Genomic DNA, 19,388 nt, shown 5'->3' with positions numbered 1-19,388 from the left:
AGGGAGCCGCCCGCCCATGACCGCGCCCGTCGTTTCCGTCGAGAACGTCAGCAAGCGCTTCGGCGCCGTGCAGGCGCTGCGCGACGTGTCGATTGCCTTCAATGCCGGCGAGATCACCGCGCTGATCGGCGAGAACGGCGCCGGCAAGTCGACGCTGATGCGCGTGCTGGAAGGCGAGCATCGCCCCGATACCGGCCGCGTGCTGGTCGACGGGCACCCGGTTCAGCTTACCTCGCCGCGCGCCGCGCATGGCTCGGGCATCCGGGTCATCCACCAGGAACCGGAGATCATCCCGGAACTGACGGTGGCGGAGAACATCTTCATCGGCGACATCAGGGCGCGCGGCGGGATTTTTCTCGACCGCGCGGATCTGGAGCGGCGCAGCCTTGAGCTGCTTGGCACCTTCGGCGTGGTCGACGTGCTTTCGCCAGGGCAGCGCTGCCATGGCCTGAGCCCGGCGCTCAGGCAGCTCATCGAGATCATGCGCGCGCTGCGGCCGGGCGCGCGGCTGCTCGCCTTCGACGAGCCGACGTCATCCCTGACGGAGGACGAGGCGCAGCGGCTGTTCCGCGTCATCCGGCGCCTCAAGGCTGACGGCGTCGCGGTGATCTACATCTCGCACCGGCTGCGCGAGATCATCGAGCTTGCCGATCGCTGCGTGGTGATGCGCGACGGCAGCCGCGTCGCCGACGAGCCGATCGCCGCGCTTGACGAGCAGCGCATGGTGCGGCTGATGGTCGGCAGGCCGGTGAGCGACCTGTTCAACCGAAGGGAGCGCGCGCTGGGACCGGTCCGGCTGGCGCTGGAAGATGTCACGACACGCCGTGTCGAGGGGATCAGCTTCGAGGTGCGGGCAGGCGAGATCGTCGGGCTTGGCGGACTGGTCGGCGCGGGACGGACGGAAGTCGCGCGCGCCATCGTCGGCCTCGATCCGCTGCTGTCCGGAAAGATGACGGTTGGCGGCCAGCCTTACAAACCGCGCGAGCCGGCCGACGCGGTTGCCGCAGGCATCGGGCTGGTGCCGGAGGACCGCAAGCAGGAGGCGCTGCTGTTGATGCAGGCGGTGCGCGACAATGTCAGCCTGGTGGTGCCCGACAAGGTGTCGCGCTACGGCTTCTTCAGCCGCAGGCGCGAGCGTGCGCTGGTCGCCCGTCACGTCGCCGAGCTCAGGGTCAAGACGCCGTCGATCGAACAGGCGGTCGGCAAGCTTTCCGGCGGCAACCAGCAGAAGGTCGTCTTCGCGCGCTGGCAGGCGCGCGGGCCGGCGGTGCTCATCCTTGACGAGCCGACGCGCGGCATCGATGTCGGCGCCAAGGCGGAGATCTACAGGCTCATCGAAAGCCTGGCCGACCAGGGTCTCGCCATCCTGCTCATCTCCTCGGAAATGCCGGAGCTGCTCGGCCTGGCCGACCGCGTCCTGGTCATGCAGAGCGGACGCATCAGCGGCGAGCTCCCGTGGCAGGAGGCGAGCGAAGAGGCCGTACTGGCGCTTGCCATGCGCTCGGGGAAAGAGACGATCGAAAGGAAAGTGTCGTGACCGATACCGTAACGGCCACCCGCGAACGCGCGCCAGCAAGCCTGTTTGGCCGCATCGGCGCGCAGAACATCAGCCTGCTCATCGCGCTGGTGGTGCTGTTGGCGATCTTCGGCGCGCTGCGACCCGACGTCTTCTTCACGCCGCGCAACCTGATCAATATCGGGCTCGCGGTCACCATCCTCGGCATCCTCGCCATGGCGCAGACCGTCGTCATCGTGTCGGGAGGGCTCGACATCTCGGTCGGATCGATCGTCGGCTTGAGCACCATGGTGCTAGCCGTGGTCGCCCAGGAAACCGGCTCGATCCCGGCCGGCATCCTCGCCGGCCTGCTCGCCGGACTTGTAGCGGGCGCCGTCAACGGGCTGATCATCGTCTACGGACCGGTCAATGCGGTGATCGCGACGCTTGGAACGATGTCCGCCTTCCGCGGTCTCGCTTATCTGATGAACAACGGCAATTCGATCCCGATCACCGGCGACAGCCTGCGCGCGCTTGGCATCGGCACGCTGTTCGGCCTGCCTTTCGCCATCTGGCTGCTGATCGCCGCGATGGCGGCGTTCATCGTCTTCACTCGCGAGACGGTCGTCGGCCGCAACATCTACGCGCTCGGTGGCAACCCGACGGTGGCGCGGCTCGCCGGCATCCCGATCCGCCGCTACCAGATATCGATCTACGCGATGAGCGGCTTTGCCGCGGCGGTGGCCGGCCTGGTGCTCGCCAGTCGCACGATGTCGGGTCAACCGGCGTCCGGCAGCCAGGGGCTGGAGCTCGAGGCCATCACCGCCGCGATCCTCGGCGGCTGCGCGCTGCAGGGCGGCAAGGGCACGATCGTCGGCGCCATGCTCGGGGTGCTGATCATCGGCGTCCTCAACAACGGCATGATCCTGACCAGCGTGCCGACCTTCTACCAGCTGCTCGCCAAGGGCGCGCTGCTGATCCTGGCAGTCATCGTGCAGGAACGCCAGCGGGCGCGGTCGGGAGAATAGCCCGTGCCGGGTCGTCTGGCCTAAACACTTTCGAGATAGGTCTCGATCTCGAAGTCGCTGACGTTGAGCGCAAAGGTGTTCAGTTCCTGGCGCTTGCAGGCGATGAAGGCGTCGCGCAAGACGGCCGGGAAGATTTCGGCGACGCACTTGCCGGTCTCGAACGCGGCGATCGCCGAGGCCCAGTCCGGGGGCAGTTTGGCAAGCGGCAGCCCCTGTCCCTCGCCGCCGGTCGGCTCGCCGGGCGACAGTTGCCGCTCGATGCCCATCAGGGCAGCGCCCAGGATCGCCGCCAGCACCAGATAGGGGTTGGCGTCGGCGCCGGAGACGCGATGCTCGATGCGGCGCGCGGCTGACGGACCGCCGGGAATACGGATCGCCACCATGCGGTTCTCGTAGCCCCAGGCGACAGCGGTCGGCGCATAGGAGCGCGGCCGCAGCCGCCGGTAGGAATTGAAATGCGGCGCGAACACCAGCGTGCTTTCGGCCATGGCGGCAAGCAGGCCGCCGACCGCGTGGCGCATGGCGTCGGAGCCCTGGTCGCTGCCGTCGTCGAAGATGTTGCGGCCCTCTTTGTCGAGCACGCTGAAATGGACATGGAACCCGTTGCCGGCACGTTCGCCATAGGGCTTGGCCATGAAGCAGGCGGCAAAGCCATGCTTGCGCGCGATGCCCTTGACGGTGCGCTTGAAGAGCACGGCGTCGTCCGCGGCACGCAAGGCGTCGGGGACGTGGTTGAGGTTGATCTCGAACTGGCCGACGCCGTTCTCGGCGATCGCCGTGTCGACGGGAATGCCCTGCATGCGGCAGGCTTCGTAGACGTCGTGGATAAAGGCCTCGAAATCGTCGATCTCGTCGATCGACAGCGCTGCGTCGGAATCGAGACGCCGGCCAGTGATCGGCGAGACAGGGCCGACAGGCCGATGCGACGTCGGGTCGACGAGGTAGAATTCGAGTTCGGTGGCGGTAACAGGCGTCAGGCCAAGCGCCGCATAGCGGTCGAGGATGCGGGCCAGCGCGCGGCGCGGGTCGCCGAGATAGGGCGCGCCGGCATCATCCGCCAGCCAGAGCGGCAGAAGGGCCGTCGGATGCGCCGTCCAGTCGACGGGCAGGATGCCGCGTCCTGTCCACTGGCAAAGCCCGTCGGCATCGCCGGTCGAGAACACCTGCGCGTTGCCTTCGATGTCCTCGCCCCAGATGTCGAGCCCGATCGCCGAATAGGGCATGCGCAGCTTGCCTTCGAGCGCCTTGCGCGCCTGCTCGACCGGGATGCGCTTGCCGCGCATGATCCCGTTCAGGTCGCACACAGCCGCCCTCAGGCTCTGGATATCGCTCCTGCTTTCAAGCCAGTTCAAAACGTCCGCAACTGCATCGCCCAATTTCCAGCCCCTGGTTCTTTCTGTAGCCATTTCGGCTACGATATCCATTTTCAGCTTGTGAGTTCGTGAAGGCCGCCCTGGAGATTTCCGGGCGGGTTTACTTCATTTTTTCAATTCACTAGCCGGGATATCGGGCGGCATTTCGGGTCCATATTATGCGATCTGCGATCGCAACATAGCGACAAGCCGAGAGAAAGCCAAGCCGGGATTTGGGAAATTGGCCGCAACGCTCATCCCGTCGTCATCCTATGGCGGAGCAAGGAGCGAAGCGACGCGGCGCAGCGCAGACCATAGGATCCATACCGTGACTTCAAAGACGCTGCTGCGTTCCAGAATTTTGCTCCGCCGCATTCTACGCTCGAGGTCACGGCATGGATCCCAGGGTCTCCGCGACGGAGCTTCGCTCCCGCTTCGCCCTGGGATGACGAAGTTGGACGCTTTCAGCCAATCTCGAAGGCTTTTCCTAGGGCCGCAGTTCCGGGAACCTGACCTGCTTGAGAATGTGCGCCGCACCTTCGTCGATATCGCGCACGATGGCCGCGCGGGCCCGCTCGCCGTCCTGGGCCTCGATCGCCGCCACGACCTCCTCATGATAGTCGATGCCGAGGATGCCGGCGAGGTCGTCCTCGAAGCCGATGCGCAGGTTGCGGAGGAAAGGTCCGACCTGCATCCATACCGTCTCGATCAGGAAGATCATCTGCTCGTTGCCGCAGTGGCGGTAGATCGAGAACTTGAAGTCATGGTTCTTGCGCAGATAGTCGTCGATGTCGCCACTGCGGGCGGCCTGGGTGAGCTCGGCGCAATGACGCCGGATGGCGCGCAGGTTGTTGCCATTGATAAATTTTGTCGCGAGCTCGGTGGCCGTGCCTTCCAGGACCGTCCGCACATCGGTCAGCTGCTGGAAACGATCTGCCGAGATCATCGGCACCTCGACGCTGCCGTTCGGCATCGGGCTCAGCGCCCTGAGCGCCTGCAGCCGCATGAAGGCGCTGCGCACCGGCATGTCGCTGGTGCCGAGCTCCTTGGCGAGCTTGCGCGAAGTCAGCTTCTGGCCCGGCTGGAGCTGACCCGACATCAGCGCCCGCACCAGTTCCAGATAGACCTTCTCATGCAGGGGTACTGTGTCGAGGGCAGTCAGTCCGAATTGTGTTTTGTCGGCCATTGGCTATGCGCTACTTCGTCCGTCCCTGAAATCCGTTTCGTCACTCAATCTGCCGCCGCAATACTTGGCCGGCGGTTGTGGAGCCGCACGATAGACGGTTAACGCGCGCCGCCGCAAGGGAGGCCAAGGCCGCATGCCGACCGACCCAACGGCGCCATGATTTCCTATGTGACCCCGATACACGGGCACAAGGTTTTGTTCATCGAATGCCTGCCGACTCGGCAATGCCAGGATCGATCCCGGCTATTCGCAGATCGACCGGCTGAAGGCTCTGGCCGAGCTGCACGGCATCATTCGCGCCGTGGAGCAATTCGAACTGGCCTGAGGCCAGACTGCTATCCGATGCGTGCGTCGATGATTTCGACGAAACGCGCGAAGAGGCCGGCCTGCGACTTGATCTTGAGCTTGCGATAGATGTTGCGACGGTGAACCTTCACGGTCCCGGGCACGATCCTGAGCGCCCTGGCGATCGATTCCGTCGAGTGGCCCTGAAGCACGAGGTCGACCACCTGTTTCTCGCGCGAGGTCAGCGACAGGCTCTTCCAGATATGCGCGCGATCCAGCTCGTTGGCCGTTGCGACGGTCTCACCCGGGGGCGGGACCGCAACCTCTTCGGCGGGCAGAGCCGGCCAGCGCAGCCGGCAGAAGCCGATCACCGCCGGCGCCATATCGCGCAGCAGCCTGGCGTCCGCCGTTCCGAACGGCCCGGAGGCGCGCAGCCGCATCAGCGACAGCACGAGCGCATCCTTGCCGGCCAGCGGGACGAAGAAGCCGACCTCCTCGGCGAGCCGGGTCTGGCTGTAGTAGGAACGGTAGTATTCGCTGGCATAGAAGCGGTCGGGCGCAAGTTCGCGCATCCGCCAGAAACCTTCTTTGCGTTCGACCGCGGCGTGATGGAAGGGGTCGAGCAGGTAGGGGCCTTCCTGATAGAGCGCGACGAAGATGTGGCTCTCCGCCGAAGAGAAGGTCTCGAACAGCAACGGCGGCCGCGCAGCACCCCGATAGCCAAAGATCACGCAGTGATCGAAGCGGACCTGTCCGCGCAGCCAGGCGACGATCGCCCTGCCGAAATGATCGCCGCTGGTCTCCCGCGTCGCGGCGATCACGGCGGCGAGCGCGTTGTAGTGGTCACTGCGGGAGGCGGCCAATTCATACCCCTCTAAATGGTAAAATCAGCTAAATATACCACCCGCGAGGTATATACTAGGCACCATTGGCTCTGCTAGCGTCACGACATTGCCTCACGCTGTCGCTGGAGCCCGTGGCTTGACTGCAGTGCCTGATATCGAGTTTCGCGCGGTCACCAAGCGCTACGGCGCCGTCACGGCGGTCAGCGGCATCGATCTTGCCATCCCGCCTTCGGCATTCGTCGCGCTGCTCGGACCGTCCGGCTGCGGCAAGACGACGTGCCTGCGCATGATCGGAGGCTTCGAGCAGCCGAGCGAAGGCCACGTGCTGATCCGCGGCCGCGACATGGCCGGCACGCCGCCCTATCGGCGCCCGGTCAACATGGTGTTCCAGCAGTACGCCCTGTTCCCGCATCTCGATGTCGAGGACAACATCTCCTACGGGCTGCGCCAGGCGAGGCCGCGCCTCACGTCACGCGAGATCAGCCTGAAGGCGGTCGAGGCGTTGGCCATGGTGCAGCTCGCCGGCTACGGACGCCGTAAGATCCACGAGCTTTCCGGCGGCCAGCAGCAGCGCGTCGCGCTCGCCCGCGCGCTGGTCAACAAGCCGGCAGTGCTGCTTCTCGACGAGCCGCTGGCGGCGCTCGACAAGAAGCTGCGCACCGACATGCAGATCGAGCTGCAGAACCTGCAGCGCGAGATCGGCATCACCTTCGTGCTGGTCACCCACGACCAGGAGGAAGCGCTGTCGATGAGCGACTTCGTCTGCGTCATGAATGGCGGCCGTATCGTCCAGCTCGGCCAGCCGAGCGAGATCTATGACGAGCCGGCGGACCTGTTCGTCGCGGATTTCGTTGGCAAGACCAATCTCTTGAGCGGCAAGGTGGCCGGGCTCTCCGGCGACCGCGTCGATGTCGCGCTTGCCGACGGCACGGTGATTTCGGCGCGCAAGCGGGTGCCGCTTAGCCGGGGCGAGGCTGTATCCGTCAGCCTGCGGCCGGAATCGCTCAGCCTCACAGCACCCGGAAGCGGCAGCCTGCAGGGTATCGTCCGTAACCGGATTTTCCTGGGCTCGACCGCGGAATACGCGATCGAGGTTCAGGGTATCGGATCACTGCTCGCCAAGGCCGATCACCTGATCGGCCAGGGCAATCTTTTCAAGCCGGGCGAACCCGTCGCCATCGGCTTTGCCGCCGGAGCGCCGCTGGCGTTTCCGACCTCCAAGAACAACGGGACCAACCAGAGGGAAGACCACCATGTCGAAATCGTATCGTGACGGACTGCCGATAAGCCCTGAAAAATTCGTCGACCAGTTGATGCGCATGAAGCGCGGCTCGATCAGCCGGCGTGACTTCCTCGGCCTCACCGGCCTTGGTGTGGCAACCGCCGTCATGGCGCGCGAGCTCGGCATCATGCCGACGCCGGCCTATGCCGCCGAGAACCTCGGCGACCGCATGTCGATCGCCACCTGGCCGAACTACCACGACCCGGCGACGTTCGAGAATTTCAAGGCCGAGACCGGCGTCGCTGTCGAGGTCAACGTCTTCGGCTCAAACGAGGAGATGCTGGCCAAGCTGCAGGCCGGCGGCTCGGGCTGGAGCCTGTTCGTGCCGACCAACTACACGATCTCGACTTACAAGAAGCTCGGCATCATCGAGCCCTTGGATATGGCCAAGCTCGGCAATTTCGACGGCACCAAGGAAGACGCGCGCTTCACGGCCGAAGGCACGATCGACGGGACGATCTACGCCGTGCCGAAGAACTGGGGCACGACCGGCTTCGCGGTCAACACCAAGAAGCTTGCCAAGCCGATGTCGAGCTGGAAGGAGTTCTGGGATACGGCCATGGCCGAAGGCGACGGCCGCACCATGGTGCATGACTACCAGCTGACGACGATCGGCAACGCGCTGAAATATTACGGCTACTCGTTCAACTCGCTGAAGCAGGACGAGCTCGCCAAGGCCGAGGAACTGCTGCTCAAGGTCAAGCCGCATCTGTTCGCGGTGTCGAGCGACTATCAGCCGGGAATGCGCGCCGGCGACGCCTGGATGACGATGTGCTGGACCAATGACGGCGCGCAGCTCCACCGCGACATTCCCGAGATCGCCTATGTGCTCGGCAAGGAAGGCGGCGAGATCTGGACCGACTTCTACGCCATCCCAAAGGATGCGCCGAACAAGCCGGCCGGCTACGCGCTGCTCAACTACCTGATGAACCCGAAGGTCGCGGTGAAGGAGCATCTGGCCAATGGCGCGCCCTCGACCGACGCGCGCGTCAACGCGCTGCTGCCGAAGGAGGTGCTGGACAATCCGATCCTCTACCCGGCCGCCGATCTATTGAAGCCGCTCGAGTTCGGCGCCGCCGCGACGCTGACCGATCCGGGCCGCGCCGAACTGATGGCGCGCTTTAAGTCGGCTTGAGCGGCACCGGCCACAAACACGACCCAGACGATGCGACCGGCGGGCAGATGCCCGCCGGGACCGAAGCGGCTTTTTCGATGCGCGGCAATCTCCTTCGCAGAAATCTCCTGACCGCATTGCTGCTCGCTCCGGCGACGCTGTGGCTTGTCGTCTTTCTGGTCTTGCCCTTCGTCGCCATCGCCATCTTCAGCGTCGGCGAGCGGGCGCCCGAGGGCGGCTATCAGGCCGCGCTCACCTTCGCGCAATATGCCAACTTGCCGGCGCGGGCGACCGCCTTCTGGAACACGATGGTGCTGGCGCCGGCCGGCGCGCTCGCCTGCCTGCTCGTCGCCTATCCGGTCGCCTACTATCTAGCGCTGCGCGCGCCGCAGCGCTGGCGGCTGATCCTGCTTGCGCTGATCGTCATCCCGTTCTGGACCAGCCTTCTGATGCGCACCTATGCCTGGATGTACATTCTGGGCGGGCGCGGCATTCCGGCCCTGCTCGCCTACGTCGGCATCGAGGATCTCAGGCTGATCAACACGTCGGGCGCGGTGCTGCTCGGCATCGTCTACGGCTACCTGCCGCTGATGATCCTGCCGATCTATGTCAGCCTGGAACGGCTCGATCGCCGGCTGCTGGAGGCTTCCGCCGATCTCGGCGCGACGCCAGTGTCTACCTTCCTCGGCGTGACGCTCAGGCTGTCGCTGCCCGGCGTGATGACCGGCTTCTCGCTGGTGATGATCCTTTTGCTCGGTGAATACCTGATCCCGACGCTGCTCGGCGGCGGCAAGGTGTTCTTCATCGGCAACGCGCTGGTCGACCTCTTCCTGCAATCGCGCAACTGGCCGTTCGGATCGGCCATCGCGATCACGCTGGTGGCGGTCTCGGTGGTGGTGCTGATCGTCGCCAACCGCATCTCGACCCGGCTCTCGGGCGCACGCAGGGTGGATCTGATCTGATGCGCGCCTTCGTCGTCGCCGTCTTTGGCTTCCTCTATCTGCCGATTGCGCTGGTCGTGCTGTTCTCCTTCAATGCTGGTCACCATGCCAGCGAGTTCACCGGCTTTTCGGTGCAATGGTACGGCAAGGCGCTGTCGAACCCGTTCCTGGTCGAGGCGCTGAAGAACAGCCTGTTCATCGCCACTACCAGCGCGCTCCTTGCGGCCTTCTGCGGCACGGCCGCGGCGCTCGGGCTGCAGCGCGTCGGCGCGCCGGCGCGGGCGGTTTTCGATGCGCTGCTGGGTGCCGCGATCGTCGTTCCGGGCGTCGTCATCGGCATCTCGACGCTGGTCGCGCTGGTACAGCTCTTCGTCGTCGTCAATCCGTTCCTCGCCTCGCTGTGGCCGACCGACCAGCCGCCGCGTCTTGCGCTCGGCTACGGCTCGATCATCGCCGCGCATGGCCTGTTCTCGATGGCGCTGGTGACGATGATCGTCGGCACGCGGCTCAGCAGTCTCGACCGCAACCTGGTCGAGGCGTCGAGCGATCTCTATGCCACGCCGCTGACGACATTCCGCTCGATCGTGCTGCCGCAGATCATGCCGGCGGTGATCGCCGGCTTCCTGCTCGCCTTCACCTTCTCCTTCGACGACTTCATCATCGCCTTCTTCGTCGCCGGCGCGCAGACGACGCTGCCGATCTACGTCTTTGCCTCGATCCGGCGCGGCGTGACGCCGGAGATCAACGCCATCGCGACGATCGTGCTCGCCGCGTCGGTCCTGCTCGTCCTGCTCGCGCAATGGCAGCTCGGCCGACGAAAACCATCGCCTTGAAAGACAAGTCCATGATTCTGAGAGATCGCATCGCCGTGGTAACGGGCGCCGGGTCGGGCATCGGGCGCGCCGGCGCCATGATCATGGCGCGAGAAGGGGCTGTCGTGGTGATCGCCGACCGCGACCCGGCGGCAGGCGAGGTCACGGCGTCCGGCATCCGCGAAGCCGGCGGCCGTGCCGAAGCGGTCGCCACCGATGTCGGCGACGATACAGCGGTCGAGGGCTTAATCGCGGGAACGCTCAGCAAGCACGGGCGGATCGACATCCTGCACAGCCATGCCGGCATCCAGGTCGGCGGCACGCTGACGGAAGTCAGCACCGACGGCATGGACGCCTCGTGGCGGATCAATGTGCGGGCGCAGTTCCTCGCGGCGAAGACCGTCATGCCTTCGATGATCGCGCAGGGCGGCGGCGTCATCCTCAACACCGCCTCGAATTCCGGCGTCTTCTACGACCGCGAGATGATCGCCTACGCCACGTCGAAGCACGCCGTGGTGGCGATGACCAGGCAGATGTCGCTCGACTATGCCAGGCACAATGTTCGCATCAACGCGCTCTGCCCGGGCTGGGTCGACACGCCGTTCAACGAGCCCTTTATCGCCCAGATGGGCGGGCGGGACGCGATCGAAAGCTATGTCCGGACTAAGATCCCGATGGGGCGCTGGGCGAGCGCGCAGGAGGTCGCCGAAGCCATCCTGTTCCTCGTGTCCGACCGCTCCTCCTTCATGACCGGCCAGGCGCTGGTGGTCGACGGCGGCGAGAGCATCGGCTGAGCGCCGGCCCGAGGCGCGATGAGGCTGTTCGTGAAGCGGGCTTGCGCCGAAAGCAACGATCGGTCAAACCATAGGCCAGGTTCCTCGATGAGGCTTGCCGTGCAACTGGCAAAAAGGCTCTCCCGCTCTCGGCCGGTTTCAATTTCGGTCGCAAGAAACCGCGCTTCGGCGAGGTATCACTGATCATGCGCTGCTGCCGGCACGAGAACCTGCAACGCGCGGAGGAGACTAAGGTCGGTTCGCATGTCGTTCGCGACGGCTGGACCGAGGGGGTATGCGGTGCGCTCGATCCGGCCTGCGGGCCGGCCATCAGGCGGGCGTCCGTCATTCAGATAACGTAGGCTACTCAACGCTCAAACCGAAACGGACGTGCCCGCCGAAGCGATTTCTCCTTCGCACGGACATGACCGATGCCTGACAAACAAGACTTTTCACTCTCCAGCGGCGCCGATCCGCAAAGCTGGCTGACGACGCATGGAATAAAGGAGGTCGAGTGCCTCGTGCCCGACGTCAACGGCGTGCTGCGCGGCAAGGCGTTGCCGGCGGCGAAGTTCCTGAAGTCGGTCGAGGACCGCGCGCTCTACCTGCCGAGTAGCGCCTTCCTGGTCGCCATCGACGGCCGCTATTCCGGCTCCATCGACGAAGGGTTCGCCTATCAGGACCCCGACATGCGCATGGTGCCGGACCTGTCGACGCTCTGCCTGGCGCCCGGCGGCGGCGCCGGCAGGGCCTATGTCTTTGCCGACACGTTCCACATGGACGACCGGCCCTGGATGGCTTCGCCGCGCCATGTGCTGCGGGCCGCGCTCGACCTCTACCGCCGGCGTGGCTGGCGCGCGGTTATGGCGCCGGAGCTCGAATTCTATCTTACGGCGCCAAATCCCGATCCGGATCGGCCGCTGACCGCGCCGGTCGGGCGCAACGGCCGGCCGGAAGGCGTGCAGCATCCCTACGACATGCAGGCGTTGGAGGAATTCGAAGAGGTGACGCGGCGGCTCTACGAACATGCTGCCATAGCCGGCCTGCCGCTCGACACGCTGATCCATGAATCCGGCACGGCGCAGCTCGAGATCAACTTCCTGCACGGCGATCCGCTGGCGCTGGCCGACAAGGTGCTGTTGTTCAAGCGCCTGGCGCGGCAGGCGGCGCAGGCGAGCGGCATGCACGCCACCTTCATGGCCAAGCCGATCGCGGCGCAGGCCGGCAGCTCGATGCACCTGCACATGTCGATCGTCAACGAGGGCGGCGAGCCCTTGTTTGCTGGCAAAGACGGCGACGATACGGAAATGTTCTCCCACTTCATCGGCGGCCTGCAGAAATACGTTCCTGAAATCATGCCGCTGTTTGCGCCCAACGTGAATTCGTATCGCCGCATCCGGCCAGGCCACAGCGCGCCCGCCAATATCGAATGGTCGCATGACAACCGCTCCTGCGGCCTGCGCGTGCCGATGGGCGGGCGCGCGGCGCGGCGGGTCGAGAACCGGTTGCCCGGCGCCGACGCCAATCCGTACCTCGCCATGGCCGGCTCGCTGATCGCCGGCTATCTCGGCGTCGAGGAGAAGCTGGCCCGCTCGGCGGAAGCCTTCGGCAATGCCTATCGCAGCCAGAGCACGCTGCCGAAAACCATGGAGGAAGCACTCGACCGCTTCGCCGCCTGCGAGCCGGTGCGGGCGCTGCTCGGCGAGGATTTCTTCCAGACCTATCTGCGGGTGAAGAGTGTCGAGCTCGACCTGTTCCAGACCGTGGTGACGTCGTGGGAACGCGACCATCTCCTGCTCAAGGTGTGACCATGGCTTCCACGGGTTTCAATTCCGGTCTGGACATCGGCAAATCCTACTATGTCGCTACCGCCAATCCGGCGCCGGACCATCCGGCGCTCATCGGCGATGTCGAAGCCGATCTGGTGGTCGTTGGCGGCGGCTGCACCGGTCTGTCGGCGGCGTTCCACGCGGCCGAGCGCGGCCTGAAAGTGGTGCTGCTCGAAGGCGGCAAGATCGGCTGGGGAGCCTCCGGGCGCAATGGCGGCCAGATGATCCCGGGTCTGCGCAAGGGCGCCAAAGGTTTGGTCAAGGCGTTCGGTCCGGAACGGGCGAAGGCGCTGTTCGATCTTGCCTTCGAGGCGCGCGGGCTGGTGCTCGACATCATCGAGCGCCATGGCATCGAGTGCGACTTGCGGCTGACCGGTCATCTGGTCGGCGCGGTCAACGGCTCCGACATGCGCGACTTCGAGGAAGAGGCCAAATGCCTCGCCAAGGTGATGAACTTCTCGGATGTGGAAATCCTGTCGGCGGCGCAGGCGCGGCAGATGGTCGATACGCCTTTTCAGGGCGCGGTCTTCGAGAAGCTCGGCGGCCACATGCACCCGCTGAACTACACGCTGGGCCTCGCGCGCGCCGCAGTCGGCGCCGGCGTCATTGTCCACGAGAACTCGGTTGCGGTGCGCCTCGAGCGCGAGCCGTCCATCCGGGTGTTTACCGACAAGGGCTCAGTCCGTGCCCGCCATGTGGTGCTGGCAGGCGACGCGCTGCTCAAGGGACTGGAGCCGCGCGTCAACAGCCGCATCATGCCGGTCGGCAACTACGTCATCGCCACCGAGCCCTTGGGCGAGCACAACGTCATCCCGTCCAATGTCGCGGTTTCGGACACGCTCTTCGTGGTCAACTATTACCGCATGTCGGCGGACGGCCGCCTGCTGTTCGGCGGCGGCGAGCGCTACACGCCTTCGCCGCCGGCCGACATAGCCGGCTTTGTGCGCCCGCACATGGAAAAGACCTTTCCGCAATTGCGCGGCTGCCGCATCGACCATGCCTGGGGCGGGCTGGTGTCGGTGACGACGTCGCGCCTGCCGCATGTCGGGCATTATGGCGAGGTCTATTTCGCGCATGGCTATTCGGGCAAGGGCGTCATCCTGTCGACGCTGTCGGGCAAGCTCCTCGCGGAAGCGATCACCGGCGATTCCTCCCGGCTCGACCTGTTCTCGACGCTCACGCCGCTGCCGTTCCCGGGCGGCACGGCGCTGCGCGGCCCGCTCTATGTGCTCGGCATGCTTTGGTACGCGATGCGCGATCGCCTAAGGCATTGAATCTGGCTTTCGCGGCCCCGGCGTGGCTAATGTCTTCACGCCGGGGACGAATCCGCGGCGCGGCCGGCGTTTGTCGTTTGGGCAATGCTCGCGGGCCCGCAGCAAGGAGAAGCGATGAACATCGAGCCCGGCCGGCTTACGAAGAAGGAGCGACATGAGCTGATCCTGTCGGAGGTCCGGCGCTCTGCATCGATCCGCATCTCGAAGCTCGCCCGCCGCATCGGGGTTGCCGGCGAGACCATCCGCCGCGACCTGATCGAACTTGGCGAGGCGGGGCTGATCAACCGCACCTATGGTGGCGCGACGATCTCGCTGATGACGTCGGAACCGGTTATCGCGGAGCGCGGCCTGCTGCTGGTCGAGGAACGCGCCCGCATCGGGCGGGGTGCCGCGGGCCTGGTCGAAAATGGCCGGATCGTGATGATCGACGGCGGCTCGACGACCTACGAGGTGGCGCGCAGCATTGCCCAGCTCAGGCGGGATCTGACCGTCATCACCAATTCAGTCGGCGTCGCCTCGGTTGCCGGCGCCAATCCCAGCTTCCGTGTCATCCTTTGCCCCGGTACCTATGACAGCCGTGAGGCCAGCGTGCTCGGCGAGGACACCGTCGAATTCGTGCGCCGCTACAATGCCGATGTCGCCATCATCGGTGCATCGGCCGTGAACGCCGAGGGGCCGAGCGACATGGTCTCGGGTGCGGTGGCGGTGAAACGCGCGATGATGGCGCGCTCGCTGTCGACGATGCTGGTCGTCACCAACGACAAATTCGGCCGCGGCAGCCTCGAACGCATCTGCGCTTTGAGCGAGGTTTCCGACGTTGTCACCGACAGCGAGCCGGCGACGGAACTGCGCGCCGCGATCGACGAAGCGGGCGCGGAATTGCACGTCTTCACCGAAAGCTAAATCGTCGGCTTGCTAAGTGTCCCTGTTGGTCAGCGCGATGTGGCAGCAACCGGAGCCGTGGCCGGGCGTCCAGGTGACGTTGGCGAAGCGCACGCCAGTCGCCTCGAACAGGCCGCGGTCGAAGGCGCCTGCAATGCGGCATAGCGTGGCGAGCTTTTCCTCGCCGACGCCGGCCTCGACCCAGGCATCCTTCAGCGGACAGCGCTTCACCTTGAAGGCGATGTGATCCGGCCCACAATCGACGTCGGTCGGATACATGCGGCCGCCATCCGGACTGACGGAGAGGAACGCCTCGCCGATCGCCAGTGCGTCATTGGGGCCGAAACCGGCAAAGGCAGCCGCGGCGACTTCGCGGCCGCGTTTCTCGATGGTGCTGATCATCACCGCTTCGGCTTTCTCGGCGCCGAGCTCGGCGGTCAGCTCGTCGAGGAAGAGACGATAGAGATCGGCCCGGTTGCGGAAGGCGGTATCGAGCTCGCGCGACAGTTTTTCGGCTCTGGCTGCTTCGGGATCGGTCATGATGCGTCCTGATTTATTGTCCGACCATGATCTTGTCCGCAAACCGGATCATGCTCGGTTTCTATTCAGTGTCGGCGTCGCCGCCACCAGCGCCTTGCCGATCGCCGATTGCGGGTTGGCGATGACGGCGCGGGCATCGCCGACCTCGGCAACCCGGCCGGCGTCGAGGATGGCGACGCGATGCGCGACGGCGCGGATGACGCCGAGGTCATGAGAAATGAAAAGATAGGCGATCCGTTCCTGGCGTTGCAGGTCGAGCAGCAATTCCAGGATTTGTCCGCGGACCGACACGTCGAGCGCCGATACCGCTTCGTCGAGCACGATCAGCGAAGGCCGCGTGGCGACGGCGCGGGCGATCGCCACGCGCTGGCGCTGGCCACCGGAAATCTCGTGGATGGCACGTTGGGCAAGGCCGGCGTCAAGACCGACGCGTTCCAGCAGGGCAGCGATGCGGCGCGGGCGCTCGGCGCGCGAAGCGATAGCATGGATGCGCAGGGGATCGTCCAGGACACGCGCCACCGTGGCGCGCGGATTGAAGGCGGCGAGCGGGTCCTGGAACACCATCTGGAGACGGGCGCGGCGCGCGCGCAATGCGGCGCCCGACAGCGAGAAGAAGTCCGTGCCTTCGAATTCCATCCGTCCGGCATCGGGCTCGATCAGCCGCAGCACCAGCCGCGCGATCGTCGACTTGCCGCTGCCGGACGGGCCGGCCAACGCCAGCGTCTCGGCCGGGCCGATCTCGAACGAGACATCATCGACAGCCGGGAAAGGCTTGCCGCGGCGGTGATAGCGCTTGGCGAGATTGGAGACGGCGAGCAGGCTCATGCCGAAGCGCCTGGCCGGTCGAGCAGCGGCACGGCGTCGAGGCCGAGATGGGCATCGAGCAACGAGCGTGTATAAGCATTGCGGGGCGCTTCGACGATTTGGCGGGTCTCGCCCGATTCAATCAACTCGCCATGGCGCAGCACCGCGATGCGCTCGGCAAGCGTGGCGGCGAGCGCAATGTCGTGGCTGATGAAGAGCAGCGTCATGCCGTCCTCGGCGACGAGCCGGCGGATCAGGGAAACGATCTCCGCCTGGACGATGGTGTCGAGCGCGCTGGTTGCTTCATCGGCGATCAACAGCCTCGGCCCGGCAGCGATTGCCGCGGCGATCGCCACGCGCTGCTTCTGGCCACCGGAAAGCTGGTGCGGATAGGCATGCAAGGCTGCGTCCGGATCGGGCAGGCGGACGCGTTCGAGGAGGGTTTTGGCTCGTGCATAAGCCTGCGACCAGCCGAGGCCGAGATGCGTGCGCGCGACCTCGGCGATCTGCTTGCCGATCGGCATCACGGGGTCGAGGCTGGAGGAGGGGTCCTGGAAGACGAAGCCGATGTCGCGGCCGCCTATCGGAGCGTTGTTTGTTAGCGGGAGACGTTGGCGATCCTTCGCACCCTCCTTTGTCCTGCCCGACATCTCCCCCGCGGGGCGTATGACGGAACGAGACGTTTGCAGTTGGCTTGCTGACCATTCTATGCGTCCGCCGATCACTGCAGACTCCGGCAACAGCCGCGCAATTGCCAGCGCCAGCGTGCTCTTGCCCGAGCCGCTTTCGCCGATGATCGCCAGACGCTCGCCTGCAGCAACCTCCAGGCTAAGCCCTTCCAGCGCCACCACCTCAACGTCGTCCCGACGGTAGAGCACCGAGAGATCGCGGATCGAGAGCAGCGCGGTCACGACAGGCTCCTGCGCACCGCTGTGCTTTCCACCACGCCTTCGCCGGCGAGGTAGACGCCGAGCACGGTCAGCACCAGCGCGATGCCGGGAAAAATCGACAGATATGGCGCGGTGCGCAGCACGGCACGGCCTTCGGCGATCATGCCGCCCCAGGTGACGCGGTTGGGGTCGCCGAGGCCGAGGAAGGACAGCGCCGCCTCGGTGAGGATCGCTGCCGCGACGATCACCGAGGACAGCGCCAGCCCCGGCGGCAAGGCGTTGGGGAGCACCTCGCGGAAGGCAATCTCAAGAGGATGCATGCCGATGACGCGAGCACCGGCGACATAGTCGCGCTCGCGGATCGACAGCACTTCCGCGCGAGCAACGCGAGCGGGACCGGTCCAGGCGCCGAGCGCTATTGCCGCGACGACGACGCCAAGCGACGGCCCGACGATGCTGACGAAGGCCAGCGCCAGCAGGAAGCTCGGCACGGTCTGGAAGGCGTCGGTGATGCGCATCAGCACCTCGTCGATCAGCCCTCCCGAGAAGCCGGCCAGCGTGCCCACCACCGCGCCGACGAGGAGTGCCGCGCCGGCCGCCGCCAGCCCGACGGCCAGCGAGGTGCGGGCGCCATGGAACAGCTCGGCCAGCACGTCGCGGCCGAGCCGGTCGGTGCCGAGCGGCAGCGACCAATCCTGGAACGGTGGCAGCAGCGCCGGGCCGGCGATCGCTAGCGGGTCGTCCGGGAAAAGCAACGGCGCCGCCAGCGCCATCGCGACCAGCAAGACAAGGATGAGTGCGCCGGCGATCGCTTCTGGCGTACGGAAGAAACGAAGCAGCCTCCTCATGCGCTGGCCTCGCTGGCGCCGACGCGCGGATCGAGGAAGGCGTAGGCGAGGTCGACCAGGAGATTGATGACGACGACGAGAACGGCGCTCACCAGAATGATGCCGAGCAGCACTGGGGCGTCGCGCCCGGCGACCGCTTCCTGCGCCAGCCGGCCAAGACCGGGGACGGCAAAGACGCTTTCGATGACGACGCTGCCGCCGAGCATCTGCGCCGATTGCAGGCCAAGCATGGTGACCAAAGGCAGCAGCGCGTTGCGAGCAACATGAGCGAGCACGATGCGCCGGCGCGGCAGGCCCCTGGCGCGGGTGGCAAGCACGAAATCCTGCCGCCAGGCCTCGGCCATGCCGGCGCGCATCATGCGCAGATAGAGCGCGAGATAGATGAAGCCGAGCGCTGCCACCGGCAGCACGAGATGGGCGACGACGTCGGCGGCCCGCGCCAGCCCGGTCTTGCCAGAGGCGATGGTCTCGATGCCGCCGATCGGCAACCAGCGCAGGTCGACGGCAAAGACGACGATCAGCACCAGGCCGAGCCAGAAGCCCGGCACGGCGTAGAGCGCCAGCGAACCGATCGACAGGAAGCGATCGCGAAAACTGCCGGGCCGCGCGCCGGCATAGATGCCGAGCGCCGAGCCGAGGCCGAAGGAGAGCGCGGTGGCGCTGCCCATCAGGATCAGCGTGGTCGGCAGGCGTTCGATTATGACGTCGCGGATCGGCCGCGAGAAGGTGACGGACCGGCCGAGATCGAGATGGCAGAGCGCCCAAAGGTAGTTGGCGAGCCGGGTCAATTCCGACTGGTCGAGGCCCCAGCGGTGGCGCAGCAGCTCAATCATGCCGGCATCGCCGCCGGTCGAGACGATGTAGGCATCGACCGCGTCGCCGGGGGCGGCTTCGAGCAGCAGGAAGCTGCCGATGACGACGATCAGGAGCACGAAGACGCTGCCGACGAGGCGGCGGCGCAGCAGGGTGAGGGCGCGGGTCATGCGCGCCTCGAGGGACTAGAGCAAGGCTGCCCATGAGAAATGCCGCGCCCAGGCACCCCCCTCTGTCCTGCCGGACATCTCCCCCCCAAGGGGGGAGATTGGCTGTCATCGGCCGCGATGCCAATCGCAAGCGTTGCAAAGAAGGGCAGGGGTGCCAGCGCAAGCTGATCTCCCCCCTTGAGGGGGAGATGTCCGGCAGGACAGAGGGGGGTATCGTAGAGCTCG

Annotated in this window: 18 protein-coding genes; 10 read left to right on the top strand and 8 right to left on the bottom strand. The window is 65.9% G+C overall.

Annotation, left to right across the window (positions count from 1 at the left end; translation table 11 throughout):
• Window positions 1-16 precede the first annotated feature (16 nt).
• The gene (locus AU465_RS22755) at window positions 17-1,537 is read left to right on the top strand and encodes a sugar ABC transporter ATP-binding protein (protein ID WP_192253326.1); all 1,521 of its coding nucleotides are present in this window, start codon (window positions 17-19) and stop codon (window positions 1,535-1,537) included.
• Window positions 1,534-2,523: an ABC transporter permease gene (locus AU465_RS22750; protein WP_192253323.1), complete on the top strand. Its 990-nt coding sequence runs from the start codon at window positions 1,534-1,536 to the stop codon at window positions 2,521-2,523. Before AU465_RS22755 ends, AU465_RS22750 begins: the two co-directional genes overlap by 4 nt.
• 20 nt (window positions 2,524-2,543) lie before the next feature.
• Here AU465_RS22750 and AU465_RS22745 read toward each other — a convergent pair whose 3' ends face one another.
• The 3 genes from AU465_RS22745 to AU465_RS22735 all read right to left on the bottom strand — a co-directional run bounded on the left by AU465_RS22745 (window position 2,544) and on the right by AU465_RS22735 (window position 6,209).
• Window positions 2,544-3,899 (bottom strand): glutamine synthetase family protein, encoded by a 1,356-nt coding sequence (locus AU465_RS22745; RefSeq protein WP_192253320.1) that lies wholly within the window; start codon window positions 3,897-3,899, stop codon window positions 2,544-2,546.
• A gap of 463 nt (window positions 3,900-4,362) precedes the next feature.
• Entirely contained in the window at window positions 4,363-5,061 is a 699-nt protein-coding gene (locus AU465_RS22740) for a GntR family transcriptional regulator (protein WP_192253317.1), read from the bottom strand.
• Between the two features lie 335 nt (window positions 5,062-5,396).
• Window positions 5,397-6,209, bottom strand: coding sequence for a LuxR C-terminal-related transcriptional regulator (locus AU465_RS22735; RefSeq protein ID WP_192253314.1), 813 nt, complete (start codon window positions 6,207-6,209; stop codon window positions 5,397-5,399).
• 118 nt (window positions 6,210-6,327) lie between these two features.
• Here AU465_RS22735 and AU465_RS22730 point away from each other — a divergent pair, with 118 nt between their 5' ends.
• The 8 genes from AU465_RS22730 (at window position 6,328) to AU465_RS22695 (ending at window position 15,119) form a co-directional block, all read left to right on the top strand.
• Complete coding sequence (locus AU465_RS22730) at window positions 6,328-7,464, top strand: ABC transporter ATP-binding protein (protein WP_192253311.1); 1,137 nt, start codon at window positions 6,328-6,330, stop codon at window positions 7,462-7,464.
• Window positions 7,445-8,608, top strand: a complete 1,164-nt coding sequence (locus AU465_RS22725; protein ID WP_192253308.1) for an ABC transporter substrate-binding protein — start codon at window positions 7,445-7,447, stop codon at window positions 8,606-8,608. Before AU465_RS22730 ends, AU465_RS22725 begins: the two co-directional genes overlap by 20 nt.
• A gap of 47 nt (window positions 8,609-8,655) precedes the next feature.
• On the top strand, window positions 8,656-9,549 hold the full coding sequence (locus tag AU465_RS22720) for an ABC transporter permease (protein ID WP_192253305.1): 894 nt from the start codon (window positions 8,656-8,658) through the stop codon (window positions 9,547-9,549).
• Entirely contained in the window at window positions 9,549-10,361 is an 813-nt protein-coding gene (locus tag AU465_RS22715) for an ABC transporter permease (protein WP_192253302.1), read from the top strand. Before AU465_RS22720 ends, AU465_RS22715 begins: the two co-directional genes overlap by 1 nt.
• 11 nt (window positions 10,362-10,372) lie before the next feature.
• The gene (locus AU465_RS22710; RefSeq protein WP_192253299.1) at window positions 10,373-11,134 is read left to right on the top strand and encodes an SDR family NAD(P)-dependent oxidoreductase; all 762 of its coding nucleotides are present in this window, start codon (window positions 10,373-10,375) and stop codon (window positions 11,132-11,134) included.
• 410 nt (window positions 11,135-11,544) lie between these two features.
• Complete coding sequence (locus tag AU465_RS22705) at window positions 11,545-12,921, top strand: glutamine synthetase family protein (protein WP_192253296.1); 1,377 nt, start codon at window positions 11,545-11,547, stop codon at window positions 12,919-12,921.
• 2 nt (window positions 12,922-12,923) lie between these two features.
• A complete protein-coding gene (locus AU465_RS22700; RefSeq protein WP_192253293.1) occupies window positions 12,924-14,216 on the top strand; it encodes an NAD(P)/FAD-dependent oxidoreductase in 1,293 nt (430 codons plus the stop codon).
• Between the two features lie 114 nt (window positions 14,217-14,330).
• Window positions 14,331-15,119 carry a DeoR/GlpR family DNA-binding transcription regulator gene (locus AU465_RS22695; protein WP_210325206.1) on the top strand — a complete coding sequence of 263 codons (789 nt, stop codon included), beginning with the start codon at window positions 14,331-14,333 and terminating at the stop codon, window positions 15,117-15,119.
• 12 nt (window positions 15,120-15,131) lie between these two features.
• Here AU465_RS22695 and AU465_RS22690 read toward each other — a convergent pair whose 3' ends face one another.
• Genes AU465_RS22690 through AU465_RS22670 form a run of 5 tightly spaced genes read right to left on the bottom strand, consistent with a single transcriptional unit; the run spans window position 15,132 to window position 19,163 of the window.
• Window positions 15,132-15,638, bottom strand: coding sequence for an L-2-amino-thiazoline-4-carboxylic acid hydrolase (locus tag AU465_RS22690; RefSeq protein WP_192253290.1), 507 nt, complete (start codon window positions 15,636-15,638; stop codon window positions 15,132-15,134).
• A gap of 48 nt (window positions 15,639-15,686) precedes the next feature.
• Window positions 15,687-16,463, bottom strand: a complete 777-nt coding sequence (locus AU465_RS22685) for an ABC transporter ATP-binding protein (protein WP_192253287.1) — start codon at window positions 16,461-16,463, stop codon at window positions 15,687-15,689.
• Window positions 16,460-17,353, bottom strand: a complete 894-nt coding sequence (locus AU465_RS22680) for an ABC transporter ATP-binding protein (protein ID WP_192253284.1) — start codon at window positions 17,351-17,353, stop codon at window positions 16,460-16,462. The genes AU465_RS22685 and AU465_RS22680 overlap by 4 nt, the downstream gene beginning before the upstream one ends.
• The gene (locus AU465_RS22675; RefSeq protein WP_192253281.1) at window positions 17,350-18,180 is read right to left on the bottom strand and encodes an ABC transporter permease; all 831 of its coding nucleotides are present in this window, start codon (window positions 18,178-18,180) and stop codon (window positions 17,350-17,352) included. The genes AU465_RS22680 and AU465_RS22675 overlap by 4 nt, the downstream gene beginning before the upstream one ends.
• Window positions 18,177-19,163 carry an ABC transporter permease gene (locus AU465_RS22670; protein ID WP_192253278.1) on the bottom strand — a complete coding sequence of 329 codons (987 nt, stop codon included), beginning with the start codon at window positions 19,161-19,163 and terminating at the stop codon, window positions 18,177-18,179. The genes AU465_RS22675 and AU465_RS22670 overlap by 4 nt, the downstream gene beginning before the upstream one ends.
• Window positions 19,164-19,388: the final 225 nt, after the last annotated feature.

It is taken from the genome of Mesorhizobium silamurunense (genome assembly GCF_014843905.1).
Lineage (GTDB): Bacteria > Pseudomonadota > Alphaproteobacteria > Rhizobiales > Rhizobiaceae > Mesorhizobium > Mesorhizobium silamurunense.
Note: the sequence above shows the minus strand (reverse complement) of the source record. Positions and strands in the feature narration are given on the sequence as shown.

Bases quoted from the DNA above. Each gene is read 5' to 3' on its own strand.
- AU465_RS22755 (WP_192253326.1), top strand. From the start codon at position 17: ATGACCGCGCCCGTCGTTTCCGTCGAGAACGTCAGCAAGCGCTTCGGC.
- AU465_RS22740 (WP_192253317.1), bottom strand. From the start codon at position 5,061: ATGGCCGACAAAACACAATTCGGACTGACTGCCCTCGACACAGTACCC.
- AU465_RS22725 (WP_192253308.1), top strand. From the start codon at position 7,445: ATGTCGAAATCGTATCGTGACGGACTGCCGATAAGCCCTGAAAAATTC.
- AU465_RS22720 (WP_192253305.1), top strand. From the start codon at position 8,656: ATGCCCGCCGGGACCGAAGCGGCTTTTTCGATGCGCGGCAATCTCCTT.
- AU465_RS22715 (WP_192253302.1), top strand. From the start codon at position 9,549: ATGCGCGCCTTCGTCGTCGCCGTCTTTGGCTTCCTCTATCTGCCGATT.
- AU465_RS22710 (WP_192253299.1), top strand. From the start codon at position 10,373: ATGATTCTGAGAGATCGCATCGCCGTGGTAACGGGCGCCGGGTCGGGC.
- AU465_RS22705 (WP_192253296.1), top strand. From the start codon at position 11,545: ATGCCTGACAAACAAGACTTTTCACTCTCCAGCGGCGCCGATCCGCAA.
- AU465_RS22700 (WP_192253293.1), top strand. From the start codon at position 12,924: ATGGCTTCCACGGGTTTCAATTCCGGTCTGGACATCGGCAAATCCTAC.
- AU465_RS22695 (WP_210325206.1), top strand. From the start codon at position 14,331: ATGAACATCGAGCCCGGCCGGCTTACGAAGAAGGAGCGACATGAGCTG.
- AU465_RS22690 (WP_192253290.1), bottom strand. From the start codon at position 15,638: ATGACCGATCCCGAAGCAGCCAGAGCCGAAAAACTGTCGCGCGAGCTC.
- AU465_RS22685 (WP_192253287.1), bottom strand. From the start codon at position 16,463: ATGAGCCTGCTCGCCGTCTCCAATCTCGCCAAGCGCTATCACCGCCGC.
- AU465_RS22675 (WP_192253281.1), bottom strand. From the start codon at position 18,180: ATGAGGAGGCTGCTTCGTTTCTTCCGTACGCCAGAAGCGATCGCCGGC.
- AU465_RS22670 (WP_192253278.1), bottom strand. From the start codon at position 19,163: ATGACCCGCGCCCTCACCCTGCTGCGCCGCCGCCTCGTCGGCAGCGTC.